This is a genomic window from Streptomyces sp. NPDC055078, from assembly GCF_053607985.1.
In genome coordinates, this window is the sequence record NZ_JBSGUP010000131.1 from 1 (window position 1) to 15,688 (window position 15,688).

The 15,688-nt window shown below is 68.8% G+C and carries 18 protein-coding genes; 4 read left to right on the forward strand and 14 right to left on the reverse strand.

Going from position 1 to position 15,688, the window contains the following annotated elements; genetic code table 11:
- Positions 1 to 91 precede the first annotated feature (91 nt).
- The gene (locus ACWF94_RS14240) at positions 92 to 1,432 is read right to left on the reverse strand and encodes a UDP-glucose dehydrogenase family protein (RefSeq protein WP_453487631.1); all 1,341 of its coding nucleotides are present in this window, start codon (positions 1,430 to 1,432) and stop codon (positions 92 to 94) included.
- Between the two features lie 173 nt (positions 1,433 to 1,605).
- Between ACWF94_RS14240 and ACWF94_RS14245 the strand changes: the two genes are divergently transcribed.
- Complete coding sequence (locus ACWF94_RS14245; RefSeq protein WP_453487632.1) at positions 1,606 to 2,772, forward strand: acyl-CoA dehydrogenase; 1,167 nt, start codon at positions 1,606 to 1,608, stop codon at positions 2,770 to 2,772.
- 36 nt (positions 2,773 to 2,808) lie between these two features.
- Here ACWF94_RS14245 and ACWF94_RS14250 read toward each other — a convergent pair whose 3' ends face one another.
- The 9 genes from ACWF94_RS14250 to ACWF94_RS14290 all read right to left on the reverse strand — a co-directional run bounded on the left by ACWF94_RS14250 (position 2,809) and on the right by ACWF94_RS14290 (position 6,934).
- Positions 2,809 to 3,273 carry a hypothetical protein gene (locus ACWF94_RS14250; RefSeq protein ID WP_453487633.1) on the reverse strand — a complete coding sequence of 155 codons (465 nt, stop codon included), beginning with the start codon at positions 3,271 to 3,273 and terminating at the stop codon, positions 2,809 to 2,811.
- A 73-nt stretch (positions 3,274 to 3,346) separates the two neighbouring features.
- Complete coding sequence (locus ACWF94_RS14255) at positions 3,347 to 3,577, reverse strand: DUF397 domain-containing protein (protein ID WP_453487634.1); 231 nt, start codon at positions 3,575 to 3,577, stop codon at positions 3,347 to 3,349.
- Positions 3,567 to 3,794 (reverse strand): hypothetical protein, encoded by a 228-nt coding sequence (locus ACWF94_RS14260; protein WP_453487635.1) that lies wholly within the window; start codon positions 3,792 to 3,794, stop codon positions 3,567 to 3,569. The genes ACWF94_RS14255 and ACWF94_RS14260 overlap by 11 nt, the downstream gene beginning before the upstream one ends.
- A 93-nt stretch (positions 3,795 to 3,887) precedes the next feature.
- Positions 3,888 to 4,736 carry a helix-turn-helix domain-containing protein gene (locus tag ACWF94_RS14265; protein ID WP_453487636.1) on the reverse strand — a complete coding sequence of 283 codons (849 nt, stop codon included), beginning with the start codon at positions 4,734 to 4,736 and terminating at the stop codon, positions 3,888 to 3,890.
- 8 nt (positions 4,737 to 4,744) lie between these two features.
- The gene (locus ACWF94_RS14270; RefSeq protein WP_453487637.1) at positions 4,745 to 5,257 is read right to left on the reverse strand and encodes a DUF6879 family protein; all 513 of its coding nucleotides are present in this window, start codon (positions 5,255 to 5,257) and stop codon (positions 4,745 to 4,747) included.
- Positions 5,238 to 5,501, reverse strand: coding sequence for a hypothetical protein (locus tag ACWF94_RS14275; protein WP_453487638.1), 264 nt, complete (start codon positions 5,499 to 5,501; stop codon positions 5,238 to 5,240). The genes ACWF94_RS14270 and ACWF94_RS14275 overlap by 20 nt, the downstream gene beginning before the upstream one ends.
- Before the next feature lie 120 nt (positions 5,502 to 5,621).
- Entirely contained in the window at positions 5,622 to 6,152 is a 531-nt protein-coding gene (locus ACWF94_RS14280) for a DUF6879 family protein (protein WP_453487639.1), read from the reverse strand.
- A 135-nt stretch (positions 6,153 to 6,287) separates the two neighbouring features.
- A complete protein-coding gene (locus ACWF94_RS14285) occupies positions 6,288 to 6,512 on the reverse strand; it encodes a DUF397 domain-containing protein (RefSeq protein WP_453487640.1) in 225 nt (74 codons plus the stop codon).
- Positions 6,509 to 6,934 carry a DUF5753 domain-containing protein gene (locus ACWF94_RS14290; protein ID WP_453487641.1) on the reverse strand — a complete coding sequence of 142 codons (426 nt, stop codon included), beginning with the start codon at positions 6,932 to 6,934 and terminating at the stop codon, positions 6,509 to 6,511. The genes ACWF94_RS14285 and ACWF94_RS14290 overlap by 4 nt, the downstream gene beginning before the upstream one ends.
- 37 nt (positions 6,935 to 6,971) lie before the next feature.
- Here ACWF94_RS14290 and ACWF94_RS14295 point away from each other — a divergent pair, with 37 nt between their 5' ends.
- Positions 6,972 to 7,097 (forward strand): hypothetical protein, encoded by a 126-nt coding sequence (locus tag ACWF94_RS14295; RefSeq protein ID WP_453487642.1) that lies wholly within the window; start codon positions 6,972 to 6,974, stop codon positions 7,095 to 7,097.
- A gap of 281 nt (positions 7,098 to 7,378) precedes the next feature.
- Here ACWF94_RS14295 and ACWF94_RS14300 read toward each other — a convergent pair whose 3' ends face one another.
- A complete protein-coding gene (locus ACWF94_RS14300; protein WP_453487643.1) occupies positions 7,379 to 8,617 on the reverse strand; it encodes an LCP family protein in 1,239 nt (412 codons plus the stop codon).
- A 142-nt stretch (positions 8,618 to 8,759) separates the two neighbouring features.
- On the opposite strand from ACWF94_RS14300, the gene ACWF94_RS14305 reads away from it, so the two are divergent.
- Positions 8,760 to 9,308, forward strand: coding sequence for an acyl-CoA thioesterase (locus ACWF94_RS14305; RefSeq protein ID WP_453487644.1), 549 nt, complete (start codon positions 8,760 to 8,762; stop codon positions 9,306 to 9,308).
- Between the two features lie 192 nt (positions 9,309 to 9,500).
- On the opposite strand, the gene ACWF94_RS14310 is transcribed toward ACWF94_RS14305, so the two are convergent.
- Positions 9,501 to 10,988 (reverse strand): LCP family protein, encoded by a 1,488-nt coding sequence (locus ACWF94_RS14310; RefSeq protein WP_453487645.1) that lies wholly within the window; start codon positions 10,986 to 10,988, stop codon positions 9,501 to 9,503.
- Between the two features lie 180 nt (positions 10,989 to 11,168).
- On the opposite strand from ACWF94_RS14310, the gene ACWF94_RS14315 reads away from it, so the two are divergent.
- Entirely contained in the window at positions 11,169 to 12,182 is a 1,014-nt protein-coding gene (locus ACWF94_RS14315) for a glycosyltransferase family 2 protein (RefSeq protein WP_453487646.1), read from the forward strand.
- A gap of 201 nt (positions 12,183 to 12,383) precedes the next feature.
- On the opposite strand, the gene ACWF94_RS14320 is transcribed toward ACWF94_RS14315, so the two are convergent.
- Both ACWF94_RS14320 and ACWF94_RS14325 read right to left on the reverse strand, forming a co-directional pair.
- Positions 12,384 to 13,907, reverse strand: a complete 1,524-nt coding sequence (locus ACWF94_RS14320; RefSeq protein ID WP_453487647.1) for an LCP family protein — start codon at positions 13,905 to 13,907, stop codon at positions 12,384 to 12,386.
- A gap of 117 nt (positions 13,908 to 14,024) precedes the next feature.
- The gene (locus ACWF94_RS14325) at positions 14,025 to 15,596 is read right to left on the reverse strand and encodes an LCP family glycopolymer transferase (RefSeq protein ID WP_453487648.1); all 1,572 of its coding nucleotides are present in this window, start codon (positions 15,594 to 15,596) and stop codon (positions 14,025 to 14,027) included.
- Positions 15,597 to 15,688 lie beyond the last annotated feature (92 nt).

Here is a 15,688-nt window from a genome sequence, read left to right on the forward strand (position 1 = left end):
ACGCCGGACGGGCTGAATAACAGGCCCCCGCACCGGCGCGGGAACCGGGCGCACCCCGGTTCGCGCCAGCACCCCGCACCCGCCGGGGCCGCTACGCGGACGGCCGCCCCATCGCCCGGTACACCCACCCCGAGGACCGCCACGCCTCCGCGTCCAGCGCATTGCGCCCGTCCAGCACGATCCGGTGCTTCACGACCTCCCCCAGCGCCCCCGGGTCCAGCTCGCGGAACTCGCGCCACTCGGTGAGGTGCAGCACCACGTCCGCCCCCCGCACCGCCTCCAGCGCCGAGTCGGCGTACCCGAGGGTCGGGAAGAGGAGGCGGGCGTTCGCCATCCCCTTGGGGTCGTAGACAGTCACCTGCCCGCCCTGGAGATGGATCTGCCCGGCCACGTTCAGCGCGGGCGAGTCGCGTACGTCGTCCGAGTCCGGCTTGAACGCCGCGCCCAGCACCCCGACCCGCTTCCCCAGGAACGAGCCCCCGCCCACGGTCTCGCGCGCCAGCTCCACCATGTGCCCGCGCCGCCGCATATTGATGGAGTCGACCTCGCGCAGAAAGGTCAGGGCCTGGTCCACACCCAGCTCACCGGCGCGCGCCATGAACGCGCGGATGTCCTTGGGCAGACAGCCGCCGCCGAAGCCGATCCCGGCGCGCAGGAACTTGGACCCGATGCGCTCGTCGTACCCGATGGCCTCCGCCAGCTTCACCACATCGCCGCCGCCGGCCTCACAGACCTCGGCCATGGCGTTGATGAAGGAGATCTTCGTCGCGAGGAAGGAGTTCGCGGAGGTCTTCACCAGTTCGGCGGTGGGGAAGTCCGTCACCACGAACGGGGACCCCTCCGCGATGGGCGTCGCGTACACCTCACGCAGCAGCTTCTCGGCCCGCTCGCTCTCCACACCCGCCACGATCCGGTCGGGGTGCAGGGTGTCGCCGACGGCGAAGCCCTCGCGCAGGAACTCCGGGTTCCACGCCAGCTCCACCCCCGCCCCGGGCGCCAGCTCGTCCAGCAGCCGCGCCAGCCGGGCCGCGCTGCCGACGGGCACGGTCGATTTGCCGACGACCAGCGCGGACCGCTTGAGCCGGGGCGCGAGGGAGGAGAAGGCGGCGTCGACGTAGGACATGTCACAGGCGTACTCACCGTGCTTCTGCGGAGTGTTCACACAGACGAAGTGGACATCGCCGAACTCGCCGACCTCGTCCCAGTCGGTCGTGAAGCGCAGCCGCCCGCTCGACCCCGCGATCCCGGCGACATGCTGGGCGAGGAGGTCCTCCAGACCCGGCTCGTACATCGGTACGCGCCCCGCCGACAGCATCTCGATCTTCTCGGGCACCACATCGAGCCCGAGCACCTCGAACCCCAGCTCCGCCATGGCCGCGGCGTGGGTGGCGCCCAGATAGCCGGTGCCGATCACAGTGATCCTGAGGGCCATACGGTTCTCCAGTACGGGTGCGGGGCGGGGGTCCGGGAACGCGATCGAGCATATCCGCGCGGGTGGGAGGGCAGGTCTTGCCCCTGTCGCCAAGGTCACGTATGCCAGGGGGAGCGGGGACCTCTAAAATTGGTTACTTAACGGTAATTAGCATCTCTGGGGAGTGAGTGAACGTGGCCGGATCGACCGGTAGCTCGGCATTTGACCTGTACCGCCCGTCCGAGGAGCACGACATGCTCCGTGACGCCGTCCGCTCGCTCGCCGAGGCGAAGATCGCCCCGTTCGCCGCCGAGGTCGACGAGGAGGCGCGCTTCCCGCAGGAGGCGCTGGACGCGCTCATCGCCAACGACCTGCACGCGGTCCATGTCCCCGAGGAGTACGGCGGCGGGGGCGCCGACGCCCTCGCCACCGTGATCGTCATCGAGGAGGTCGCCCGCGTCTGCGCCTCCTCCTCCCTCATCCCCGCCGTCAACAAGCTCGGCTCGCTCCCGGTGATCCTCTCCGGCTCCGAGGAGCTGAAGGCGAAGTACCTGGGCCCGCTCGCCAAGGGCGACGCGATGTTCTCGTACGCCCTCTCCGAGCCGGACGCGGGCTCCGACGCGGCGGGCATGAAGACCCGGGCCGTACGGGACGGCGACTCCTGGGTGCTCAACGGCGTCAAGCGCTGGATCACCAACGCGGGCGTCTCCGAGTACTACACGGTCATGGCCGTCACCGACCCCGACAAGCGCTCCAGGGGCATCTCCGCCTTCGTCGTCGAGAAGTCCGACCCCGGAGTCTCCTTCGGCGCCCCCGAGAAGAAGCTCGGCATCAAGGGCTCCCCGACCCGCGAGGTCTACCTCGACAACGTCCGCATCCCCGCCGACCGCATGATCGGCCCCGAGGGCACCGGCTTCGCCACCGCCATGAAGACCCTCGACCACACCCGTATCACCATCGCGGCCCAGGCCCTCGGCGTCGCCCAGGGCGCCCTCGACTACGCCAAGGGCTACGTCCAGGAGCGCAAGCAGTTCGGCAAGCCCATCGCCGACTTCCAGGGCATCCAGTTCATGCTCGCCGACATGGCCATGAAACTGGAGGCCGCCCGCCAGCTCACCTACTCGGCCGCCGCCAAGTCCGAGCGCGTCGACGGCGACCTGACCTTCTTCGGCGCCGCCGCCAAGTGCTTCGCCTCCGACGTCGCCATGGAGGTCACCACGGACGCGGTCCAACTCCTCGGTGGCTACGGCTACACCCGCGACTACCCCGTCGAGCGCATGATGCGCGACGCCAAGATCACCCAGATCTACGAGGGTACGAACCAGGTCCAGCGGATCGTGATGGCGCGGAACCTGCCGTAGCACCCGGGAGGGCCCCGGCATTCCCGGCCGGGGCCGCTACGGGCGAGGGCACTTCAGCCCAGGCTCGTCCCGGTTCGGGTCGCACGTCACCAGGGCGACGGAATGAAACACCGTCCCCTTGAGGTAGTGCCCGAGCGCCACATCACCACCCCAGGCCAGCCGCTCCACCGCCGCCTGCACCAGGAGCACCAGCCGCCCCGCTTCCCGTTCCTCCGCCGACGCGAACCGGGGCGCGAACTCTCTGAGCCGGCCTCCGAGCCACTCCCCGGCCTCCTTGGGCTCCTCCCAGGTGCCCCGGATCATCGACGCCGGTTTCAGCAGCCAGTGCGCGGTCTGGATCGGCGGCACATCCGTGGTGGGGAACTCGGCCACGGCCCGCCGGTACCGGTCGATCACCTCGGGCGGACTGCTCGCGGTCGGGGGTTCCGGCGGCGGTCGTCTCAGGCTCTCCCGGTCAAAGCACTGCTTCTCACCCAGCCACGCGTATCCGTGATGGTGCACCGAGGCGCTCCGTTCCCTGGCCCACCGACGGTCCCACCCATCCAGCGGGACCGCCGATGCCGCCACCACCGGCTCAGGCGGAGAGCCCGAACCTCGCCGGATCGATGCCGGCCGCATCCAGCTCGGCGGTCGTGAACCGCAACGGCTCCATGCCCGGCCGCTTGCTGTCCCCCAGCGCCCACCCGTTCTCGGCGATCCGGGCGAGGGTCACACAGGACTCGCCGTCCGGGTGGGTGTTGCCGCCGCACGCCCTGCTGAACCGGGCGTCGCCGAGGGGAAGTCCGTACAGATCGTCATCGCGCATGATTCACCTTCCTGTTCCTGGGATTCGTCCCCGCGTGCGCCTCCGTCCGATGCCGCCGAAGCTCCACATTGCGGTCGGACACCGCGCTGTAGTCCCCGAGGGAGCGGGCGTTGCTCCTGCCCACCACGATCGACAGGCAGATGGCGCAGCCGGGCTCGGCGGAGGGCTCAGCCGGTGGCTCCGTCAGGCCGTACCCCTGTGGCTTCTGCGTCTCCATGTGTGGACTCCCCGGCTGATGCTCCTGCGGTGCAACGACGGTAGGAGTGCGGTGCGGGCAACGACCATGCGATTGCAGGCAATTGCAGGCCGATCACCCGAGAGTGTTCACGGCCGAGGTGATCAGCGCACGAGCGTCGGTTCCGTAGACGGCGTGTTCTGTCAGCTCGGCGTACCGACGGGCATACATGGCTACCTCCCGGGGCTGGGTGATCGTGAGGTATCCCGACACCAGCTCAACGGTGACCTGACTGCTGTCGTAGATCCAGAACCCCTCCACCGGCATACAGAGGCGGTCTGGGCGCATCGGTACGACTCCGAAGCTCACGTTGGGCAGCGTGCCAATACCGAGGAGGCGGTCGAGTTGGCCGGCCATGACGTCCGGGCCGCCCATGCCTGAGCGCAATACGGATTCCTCAACGAGGAAGGCGAAGGTGCGGCCCTGCTCGTAGAGGATGTGTTGCTTCTCCATGCGGACCTGGACGGCCGCTTCCACGTCATCGACAGGGACGCGCCGCCGCTGTACGGCCCGCAGGACTTCCGTCGTGTACGCGCGCGTCTGGATCATCCCCGGTACGAGCCATGAGGAGTACGAGCGGAAGCGTCGTGTGCGCTGGAACAGCGGAAGCACCGACTCCTGGGCACGGCGCAGCCCGGTTCGTTCCATCCTGCGCCACTCGATGAACATGCCTTCGACAGCGCGAAGGGACTCCACCAGGTCGTCCGACTGGTCCTCGGCTCCACAGGCGGTGCACCAGGTCCGGATGTCGTCGGCCGAGGGTGAGGTCTTGGCGTTCTCGATCCGCGATGCCTTGGAGGGGTGCCAGCCGCACGCGCGGGCGAGTTGCTGCCCGGTCAGGTCGGCGTCTCGGCGGATCTCGCCGAGACGGTCGGCAAGGATCTGGCGGGCAGCCTGAATGCTGGATGATGCCGAAAGAGCCATGAGGTGTGTCAGGCCGGGTTGTACTCTCCATGCGGAATCGCACGATCCCAGACGGCTTGGAAGTCCGCCCCGCACAGCTTCAGCACTACGGGATCTGTACTGATCTCCTTGTCGGTGGGATCGCCTCTCCCGTTGACGTGATTGAAGATCACGGTGGTGTCGTCGAACAGCCAGAAGTCATTGCCCGGCAGGGCGATGTCCGAGGCCCTGCGGCGGGGCAGCCAACTGACCTGTTCACCCGCGGCGACGTTGGCGAATGTGAGGTCGTATTCGTAGCGGATGTAGTCGGTGACCGGCTCTGACACGATCCGGGCACGGCGCACCACCACATCGCGTGCAACCGTCTCGCTCACGGTTTCGTGCCACGGCCACCACCAGTCGGGGAGGCTGTCCGGGCTGTACCTGCGGCCCTGCTGCCAACCGATGAACTCCGGATCGTCAGGTGTGTAGCTGTCGCGCATCTCAAGATGCACAGCCGACTGCCGAGCCTTGGCGAGCGACTCACGTACCGGGTACTTCACCGCTGCTGTCCTTCGGCTGGGGGATGTACTTGAGCATGACCGCTGGGAGCCTGACGATCGCTTCGTGAGCCGGAACGTCCGCAGAGTGGCCGGGGACGGAGCCGATCTCCTGGCACGCCCTCACTTCGTCCTCCGTGGCCTTGTAGGACTGGATCGGCAGGTCCCCGCTGTCCTCATCGAGCCAGATCGTCGGTGAGTCATCGGTGGGTGTGTTCGGGATGATCCCGAGGAACCGTAGCTTCATGTCCCACCCCTTTGCGACTGGACTGCCTCGCTGGCAGGAGCGTTGCCTCCTTGGCGCGCCGAGTCAAGAGCGCGCGACCCCGGACCGTACGGGTTTGTTCGGGTGACGGAGTGCCGACGGTCAGACGGTGTATTCGTTGTGGGGGATGCCTCGATCCCAGACGGCTTCGAACGCGCTGGCCGTAAGTCTCGCGACGGAAGGCTCGGTACGCACCTCCCAGCCGGGCTCGGACCAGTTGCCGTCACCCGTGAAGTGGTTGAACAGCGCGGTCTCTCCGTCGAACACCCAGCAGTCGTTTCCCGGCAGTGCGATGTCCGACGCCTGGCGTCTGGGCAGCCAGCGGACCTGTTCCCCTGCCAGAAGGTTGACGACTGTTCCAGCGTGCTCATATCGGATGTAGTCCGTCACGGGCTCGGATACGACTCGTGCTCTGCGGACAACGACACCTCGGGCCACTGTTTGCCGAATCAACTCGACCCAAGGCGTCCAGTATTCAGAAGTGGGGTCGAGGTCCCGCGCCCCGGTGCGCTTCCAGCGCTCGAAGTCCTCGGCTTCGTCCCCGACGCCGTACGAGTCACGCATCTCCAGATGCACCGCCGAATGCTGGGCGGCGGTAAGCAACTCATTGAATCCCGGTTCACTCTGCGTCATCACATGCCTTCCGAAGTACCGGCACCATACGGGCCGGAACACGAGCGGAGGGGACTCCTCGACGTCAGGGGCGCGCACTCGGAGCAGGGCGCGCTGATGGCCCCGGAGGATCGCTCCGGCCGGGGCCCGTGTGCCTCAGTGCTTCGCGAGCGCGCCGACCTTCAGCGCGCCTATGAACGCGCCCCACACCGGAGCTTCGAAGCTCACCGCAGGTCCCTCCGCCGACTTGCTGTCACGGACGGGGACGACGCCGTGCGCTGACGCGTACGTGGGGGCCCATTCGACGCACTGGCCGCCGGAAGAACCGCTGTAGGAAGACTTGATCCACGATATGCCGTTGTGGTCCCGGTCCTCGGTCATGGCCTGTACTCCTTGTGCACCGTCTTCATAAGGGCTACCGAATCATCAGGGGACAGCGCGTGCGCCCGCAACCGATCGTAGTTTTCGAGCGCGGTCCGGACCGACGTCGCGGATCGGTAGAGCCTGCCACCGTGGGGTACGTCGTCCGCGTACAGCACGGTGGCACCGTCCTCGAAAACCAGCAGGGTGAACGCCAGAGTGTGTGCGGCGGCAGCGCCCGCCGCGAAGGGGACCACTTGGAGATCGATGCCGGGGGAGTCCGCTGCCTGGATCAGATGCTCAAGCTGACCGGCCATCACGTGCGGTCCGCCCACCAGGGTTCGCAGACACGCCTCGTGCAGCACGATCCAGAGCATCGGGGGCCGTTCCTGTTCCATGACCTCCCGTTGCCTTATGCGGGCCGCCACCTTGCCGCTGATCACGTCCGCTGCTTCTCGTGGGTGTCCGGCACTGAAGCAGGTGCGCCCACTCAACGGAGGGCGGGAGTGGGACGCCCACGCCGAAGACCTGGCGCCCGCCGCGCAGTCCGACGCGATGAGCGCGGCCGTGGCCGAGGTCAACGCGTACAGCCGCTGGGGGCTGTGAGATGGCGTCGGAGGAGGAGCGGCGGCTGAGGGCCGCGTACGAGCGACTGGCGGCGGCCATTGCGAAGCGCCTTCAGCGCGGGCACATGCAGCGGTGAGGGGCCGGGCGGAAGCCGTCGCCGTCACACTCGGCGCGGTGGTCCGGGTCGTCACCCTGGCAGTGATCGCCGTACGGTCGGCGTGACGGTGACGGTGACGGTGACGGTGACGGGACGGCGAAGGCCCGCCGCCCCGGCGGAACCGGGAGGGCGGGCCTCGGGCACAAGCGCGTCGGACGGAGCGTCAGTTCCCTGTCACCGTGACCTTCTCGTCGTTCTGGATCTGCTGGACCATCTCCTGGACCTTGGCCTTGTCCCAGACGAGGTTCCCGCCCCGGTTGCCTGAGATCGGCATGTTCATCGACTTGCCGTCGCCGCCGGTGACGCCCTTCATCGCGAAGAACATCTGGCCGAGGTCCCAGAGGGACATCTCCTTGTCGACCACGACGGTGTCCAGGCCCGCGCCCATCACCGGGTAGAGCTTGAAGGGGTTGAGGACGGTGCTCGGGGTCGCGGTCTGGCTCGCCAGGGCCGAGAGGAACTTCTGCTGGTTCTTGGTACGGGCGAGGTCGCCCTCGCCGAAGGCGTAGCGGGTGCGGACGAAGGCGAGGGCCTGCTCGCCGTCGAGGGTCTGCTTGCCCGCCTCGAAGTCGGCGCCGGACTTCTTGTCCTTGAACGCCTTGGGGATGTCCAGCTCGACCCCGCCGATCGCGTCCACGATGCTCGCGAAGCCCGCGAAGCCGATCTCGGCGTAGTGGTCGATGCGCAGATGGGTGTTGTGCTCGACGGTACGGACGAGGAGTTCGGGGCCGTCCTCGGCGTACGCGGCGTTCAGCTTGGTGCGGCGGCCCTGGTTGGGGAAGAGCTTGCCGGAGTCGGAGCCCTTGAAGGAGGGGATCTCGACGTCCGAGTCACGCGGCAGCGAGATCATCGTGGTGCCGCCGGAGCAGTCGGCGAGGATCATCATCGAGTCGGTGCGCTTGCCCTCGGCGGAGCCGGTGCGCAGCCGCTTCTTCTCCTCGGCTGACATGCCCTCGCGGCTGTCGGAACCGACGATCAGATACGTGGTGCAGTCGTCGTCCTTGGGGCGCTCGATGACCTTGGCGAGGTCGACCTCGCGCTTCATCTTGCCGTCGGCCCAGAAGTAGGTGGCGACGGAGACCACCAGCAGCGTGCCCACCAGGACGAGCGAGCCGATCTTTATCCGGCGGCGCCAGTTCGGGGCGGGGCGCGCGGGGCCGGGGGGTGGCGGCGGGCCGCCGTAACCTGCGGGGCCGCCAGGGTTGCCGTTGCCCGGGCCGGCGGGGCTGCCGTAGACCTGGCCCGTGTTGTAGCCGCTGTCGTAAGGGACGCCCTGGCGGTCGTCGTATCCCTGTGACTGCTGCTGCGGAACCGGAGGTCGCTGCACATGGCGCATCACGCGTGCACCCTCGGGCTGAGAGCCCTGGCCGCCGCGTCCGTGTCCTTCGGGCCAATCGTTCATGCCGGTCAGTGTGCCGGGTCACAGTAGGGCGCCGACAGGGCGGGTGGGGAATCGGACCGGGCCTGTTGCGAAGCTGATGCAATGCTCCGGCCGCGCCACCGGCGGGTCACCGGCGCTCAGGCCCGCGCATAAGGTAGAGGGTATGACAGATCAGGCCCGGAACCCGGACAGTGCCATACCGGGCAAGCCCACAGCGGCATCCCGCACCACCCTCAGCCACATCATGACCGGCAGTGACACCAACCTCCTGGGTACGGTGCACGGCGGTGTGATCATGAAGCTGGTGGACGACGCGGCGGGCGCGGTCGCCGGGCGGCACTCCGGTGGTCCGGCCGTCACGGCCTCCATGGACGAGATGGTGTTCCTTGAGCCGGTCAGGGTCGGCGATCTGGTTCATGTGAAGGCGCAGGTCAACTGGACCGGCCGGTCCTCGATGGAGGTCGGTGTCCGCGTCCTGGCCGAGCGCTGGAACGAGTCCACCCCCGCCCAGCAGGTCGGCTCCGCCTATCTGGTCTTCGCCGCCGTCGACGCCGACGGCAAACCGCGCCGGGTGCCGCCGGTGCTGCCCGAGACCGAGCGGGACAAGCGGCGCTACCAGGAGGCCCAGATCCGCCGTACGCACCGGCTCAACCGCCGCCGCGCGATCAAGGAGCTGCGGGAGAAGCGCGCGGCGGAGGGCTACGAGGACTGATCCCGCGCGCCGAGGGGCCGCTGTGGGCCGGGACCTGTGGCCCGGGACCATGGGCCGAGACCCGTGGCGCGAGACCCGTGCCCGAGACCCGAGACCCGTGGGCCAAGGCCCGTGGCGCGAGACCCGTTGGCCGGGCCCCCCGCCCCCAGGGGCAGGTCCCCAAGCGCAGGTCCCCGAGGGCAGGCCCCCACGTCAGGGACAGGTCACCTGGTCCCCGGTCACCGCGCCGAACTCCCCTTGGTACACATCCTGCGCCCGCACCGGCCGCACCCCCTTGAAGTCCGTGCCCGCCGTCACCCGCAGGGTCCGGCCCTGGCCCTTCACGGGCCGTGTCTCGCACCCGTTCAGCGCCGTCGCCAGCGACCGGGCCGAGCGGTCCCAGCGTGGGTCGTACGAGACAAAGGTGCGCTGCACCTCCTGGCCGCCGCCGTTCAGCGGGGTGCGGGTGGTGTTGAAGCCGGTCGACCGCAGCGCGGTGTCCACCTTGCGCCCCAGTCCGTCCGAGCGGGTCCCGTTGTAGACCTGCACCCGGATCTGCTGCGGGGAGACATCCACCAGCCGCGCCTTCGCCTTCTTCGACCGCAGCGGCGCGAGCGGCTTGTCCTCGCGGATCATCCGGAACAGCTTCCGCGACTTGACGGGGTCCCACTTCACGGTCGAGCCGATGCCCTTGACCGGGCCCGTCGACGGGACGACCGGTACGGACGTGAACTCCGACGACGCCGCCGAGAAGCCGCGCATGGCCCGGGCGAGCGCCAGCATCTCGTCCGTACCGAACCCCTTGTCGGCCCGTACGGAGCCGAGCATCGCGGTCGCCACCTCACGGAACTTCACCGGGTTCAGCAGCACCCCGCTGCTGGTCGCCTGCTTGATCAGGGCCGCGAGAAAACGCTGCTGGCGCTGCATCCGGCCCAGATCGGACGCCCCGTCGATATGGCGGGAGCGTACGTACTGGAGCGCCTGGCCGCCGTTCAGCTCATGGGAGCCGGCGGCGAGGTTCAGATTGGTGTACGAGTCCTTCAGCGGCTGGGTCGTACAGATCTCGACCCCGCCGAGCGCGTCCACCGTCTTCATGAAGCTGGTGAAGTCGATCTCCAGATAGTGGTCGATCTTCACCTTGGTCATGCGCTCGACCGTGCGCACGGTCAGCGCGGGCCCGCCCTCCGCGTACGCGGCGTTGAGCTTCACCGGGTGCGGCCGGTGGGACCGGCCGCTGTTCTGGTCGGTGTGCGCGGGAAGCTCGGCGTAACTGTCGCGGGGCAGGCTCACCACGCTCGCCCGGTCCCGGTCGTGGGAGATGTGCACCAGCATGATCGTGTCGGTGCAGTTGCAGGGCGCCCCGCCGAGCCGGTACTTCTCCTTCTCCTCGCGGGTGATCCGGCCCCGGCCGTCCGTGCCCACCAGCAGCAGATTCATTCCGTCACCGGCCTCGGGCCGGTTCTTCATGTCACGGAACGGGTCGACCCGGCTGATCCCGGTGTCCAGGCCCGTCATCAGCCCGTGCCCGAGCGCGCCCGCGCCCAGGACCAGTACCGAGACCGTGGTCGCCATCCGCAGACCCCAGCGCGGTCTGGTGACCACCGGCCTTCTGCTACCGGGCCTCCCCGGCCGCCCGGTCCTCCCGGGCCTGCCGGTCCGTGGTCGCGGCAGAGGGCGGGGGGAGCGGGGCGGCGTGGGCACGAGGGGGACACCTCCGCGGGTGTGACGACGGGGAGAGCGAGAGGGGGGAGCGAGAGGCCGACCGTGGTGGTTCCGGCGAACGGGCGAACAGGCACACCGTAGGCCCATACGATCTGCGACCTACGGCAACGACCGGCCGCCGCGCGTCCGTGTCCCCCATTCGCGGTAACGTGGCGACCGATGAACGCCACACCCCCAGTCTCCGTGATCATGCCGGTCCTCAATGAGGAGCGGCATCTGCGCAACTCGGTCCGCCATATCCTCGAACAGGAGTACGGCGGCGAGATGGAGGTGGTGATCGCCCTCGGCCCGTCCAGTGACCGCACCGACGAGATCGCCGCCGAACTCGTACGGGAGGACCCCCGCGTCCACACCGTCCCCAACCCGACCGGGCGCACCCCGGCCGCGCTCAACGCCGCCATCAAGGCGTCCCGTCACCCGATCGTGGTGCGTGTCGACGGCCACGGCATGCTGTCGGCGAACTACATCGCCACCGCCGTCCGCCTTCTGGCGGAGACCGGCGCGCAGAACGTGGGCGGCATCATGCACGCCGAGGGCGAGAACGACTGGGAGCGGGCCGTCGCCGCCGCCATGACCTCGAAGATCGGCGTCGGGAACGCGGCCTTCCACACCGGTGGTACGGCCGGGCCCGCCGAAACCGTGTATCTGGGGGTCTTCCGGCGCTCGGCGCTGGAGCAGCAGGGCGGCTACAACGAGGAGTTCATCCGCGCCCAGGACTGGGAGCTGAACTTCCGTATCCGCGAGGCAGGCGGCGGGATCTGGTTCTCACCGGAGCTGAAGGTGCGGTACCGGCCGCGGCCGTCGGTCCGCGCGCTCGCCAAGCAGTACAAGGACTACGGCCGTTGGCGCCATGTCGTCGCCCGCTACCACCAGGGCTCGATCAATCTGCGCTATCTCGCCCCGCCGGCCGCCGTCTGCGCGATCGCGGCGGGCGTCGTCGTCGGCGCGGTCCTCACGCCATGGGGTTTCGTGGTGCCCGGCGGCTATCTGGCCGCGATCGTCGCGGGGTCGCTCCCGGCGGGCAAGGGGCTGCCGCTGAAGGCCCGCCTCCAGATCCCGGTGGCGCTGGCCACCATGCATATGTCGTGGGGCTTCGGCTTTCTCACCAGCCCGCGCGCACTGGCGAACAAGGTCATCGCGAGCCGCCGCGAGGCGGTACGAGCGCCCGCCTGAGCGGGCGCCCGCCCCTGCCCCATCGACGGCCTGAGCCTGCTTGGGTCTGGCTGGGTCTGGCTGGGTCTGCTTGAGCCGGCCTGAGCCTGGCTGGGTCTGCTTGAGCCTGCTTGAGCTTGCTTGAGCCGGCCTGGCCCCGCGCCCGCCCGAGCCTTCGTCCGCCTGAGCCTTCGCCCGCCCGAGCGCCCGGGGCGGCCGGCCCTACACCCAGGTGAAGCCGTTCTGGACCGGCATACAGCCCTTGGTCTCGCCGTTCAGCGGATTCGCGGTCCCCGGCGTCTTGTCGGGGTCCTGGGCGTCCGGGGTCTCCTGGGTGTCATCGGCCGGCTTCTTCGGGTAGCTGTCGCCCTGCCGCCAGTCCGCGCCCACGATCACCGTGACGCCGGTGACATCCGTCGACTTCCGCACCGAGGACACCGGAACCCCGAGGGACTTGGCGACCGCCCGCGCGTCGCCCTCCAGCTCGGCACTGGCGAAACGGACCACCGTCTCGTCCTGCGGATTCCTGGTGGTGTCGGCGACGGCCCGGACGTAGCCCCGGGTCTGGAGGAGTCCGGCCACTGTGGCGGCCCGGCCCGGCCGGGCGGCCCGCCCGTCGCCGCCCGTGCCGTTCTGCACCCGGACCGCGATCTCACCGGCAGGGGCGGCGGGGTCCTTGGAGACCGGCTGCGTGGTGGGCTTCGGCTTCTTCTGGTTCTTCTGGTTCTTCTGGTTCTTCTGGTTCTTCGGGATGCCCTTGCCGTCCAGCGGAACGTCCTCGCGGATCATCCGGAACACCTGCTCGGCGTCGCCCGGCCTGGGCTCCACCTTGCCCCGGAAACCGGGCCGGTTCGAGTAGACGTTGGGCATGGTCGTCATGGTGATCCGGCCGGTCGGCACGCTCTTCAGCTCATTGCCGAGGTCGAACAGCTTCTTGACGGAGTCGATGCCCTTGTCGACGGTCACCGCGCCGATGGCCGCCTCGGCGAGCTTGCGCAGCTTGTTCGGGTCGGTGAGCTTGGTGTTCTCCCGCAGCTCGCGCACCATCGAGTTCATGTACATGTGCTGGGCGCGGGTCCGGGCGAGGTCGGTGCCGTCGCCGAAGCCGTAGCGCGTACGCAGCCACTGGAGCGCCTGCTCGCCCTTGACCGATGTGGTGCCGGCCGGGAGCCTGAGGCCGGAGCCCTCGCCCCTGCTGTTGCGGGAGTGGATGTTCTTGTCGACACAGACCGGGACGCCGCCGACGGCGTCCGCCATGGAGACCACACCCGCGAAGTCGATCATCATGAAGTGGTCGATGGTGATCCCGGTCAGCTTGTACCAGGTGGCCACCGTGCAGCCCGGTCCACCGCGCCCCAGCGACTCGTTCGTCAGCGTCCAGCCGGTCGCGGGATAGGACTTGCCGCTGTCCGGGTCCGTGCACTCGGGGATCTTCACCACGGTGTCGCGCGGCATGCTGATCACCGAGACATTGGAGCGGTCGGCCGACAGATGCACCAGCATCTGCACATCGGCGAGGGGCTGCCCGTTGAAGGTCTTCTTCGCCCCGCCGAGCTTCTGGTTCGCCTTGGAGTTCCGTGCGTCCGAACCGATGAGCAGGATGTTCAGCGGAGTCTGGCCGTCCGCGTTGGCCTTGTGGTCCGGCATCTCCCTGCCGAGGGTCAGATCGTCCCGCCTGAGTTTGCCGTTGAGGTGCTCGTAGTACAGATATCCGGCCGCCGCCGTGCCGAGTATGAGCACCGACATGACCGTGGCGCTCCAGCGCAGTATCCGGCGTCCCCCTCCGGCTCTGCCGCCCGCGCTGTTCCGTAGCATCCGACTACTCCCCCTGCCATGCGGCCCCGTGTCCCGGTATCGCCGGTATCACTTGGCACACACCTCTTTGTCCGCTTCGACCTTCTGCACACCCTTCGGCGCCTTTGCCGAACCGGTGATGGGAACCCCCGCGCCCTCGAAGTCGGCGCCGAGGGTCAGCGTCATCGGCTGGGTCCCCTCGGCGTCCGCCGTCCCCTGCTTCAGCGCGCCGACGGGCAGACCCATCATGTCCGCGAGGGCCCGCGCCTGGTCCGCCTGGTTGGGGGCGAACTCCAGCGTCGTCCTCGCCAGGTTCTGCGGGGCGTTGCCCTCCTGGCTCGACTTCCTGACCTGCTGGTCGTTCTGGAGCCAGGTCAGTGTCGCCTGGGCCATCCCCGACTTCTCGGTGCCGTTGAGAACCCGGACCCGGACATCGGACGGCTGGGCCCGCGGCCCCTTGAGCAGCCCCTGCTGCTTCTTCTTGGCGTCCTTCTCCTTCTGCTCCACCTCGGTCAGCGAGATGTCGTTCTGGATCATCGAGAACAGGGACCGCGCCTCGTTCTCCTTCAGCACCACGGTCGCGCCGTCGGCGTTGTCATCCACCGGCACGGTCGCGAAGGTGATGTTCTTCGGGTTCACCTCCGCCAGCTCCATCCCGAGATCCTGGAGCTTCTTGATGCTGCCTATGCCGGTGTCGACGGTGAGCGCCTTGGTGGCCGCCTGCGCCAGATCCCACATCTTCGTGGGGCTGGAGAGCGTGTCGCCCGACTTCATCTTGCGGATGAGGGAACTGAGGAACTGCTGCTGGATCTCGATCCGGCTCAGATCGCCGCCGAAGCCCACCGAGTGCCGGGTGCGGACGAACGCCAGCGCGTCCTCGCCCTTGAGGACGTGCTTGCCCGCGGGCAGCTTGAGCTTGGACTGCTTGTCGTCGATGTCCTTGGCGAGACACACCTCGACCCCGCCGACGGCCGTCGACATCGTCTTGACCGCGTTGAAGTCGGCCATCATGAAGTGGTCGACGGTGATCCCGGTGAGTTCCTTGACCGTACGCATCGTGCAGCCGGGGTCCCGGCCCGACTGGCCGAGGCTCTCGTTGAACCGGGTCCTGGGCGTACCGGCGATGGACTTGATCCCGTCACCGGTCTTCGTCTCACAGGACGGGATATCGGTGATCAGATCGCGCGGGATGGAGAGCGCCGTCGCGTTCGTCCGGTCCTTGGAGACATGGAAGAGGATCGTGGTGTCGGCGTGGCCGGGGCTGTTGCGGTCGCCGTAGGCACCGTTTCCCTTGCCGGTCCGCTTGTCGGTGCCGATGACCAGGATATTGACGGCCTGGTCCTTCTTGAAGCCGCCGCTGCCCGCGCCCGCGACATCGATCGTGTTCAGATTCGAGTCGAGGTGCTGGTACACCAGATACCCGCCCACCGCGCCGGCGACGACGAGGAACGACACCACCCCGCCCGTCCACATCAGCGCCTTCTTCTTGCGCGTCTTGGGCTGCTTGCGCTTGCGGCGGCCTGCGGTGGGGGGATTCGTCCCGCCGGAGGCATCGCCCGAGCGGCGCCGCGAGCGCTGCCGGGGCACCTCGGGGTCCAACTGCGGCTTCGGTAGCTCACCGAGGCCGTTCGCCAGGGCCAACAGCGGTCCGCGGTCGGCCTGGTCGGCCGGTTCCTCGGGCTGTACGGCCGCCGCACCCTGGGGCGTCTGCTCCTCCAGGGCCTGGGCGAAGG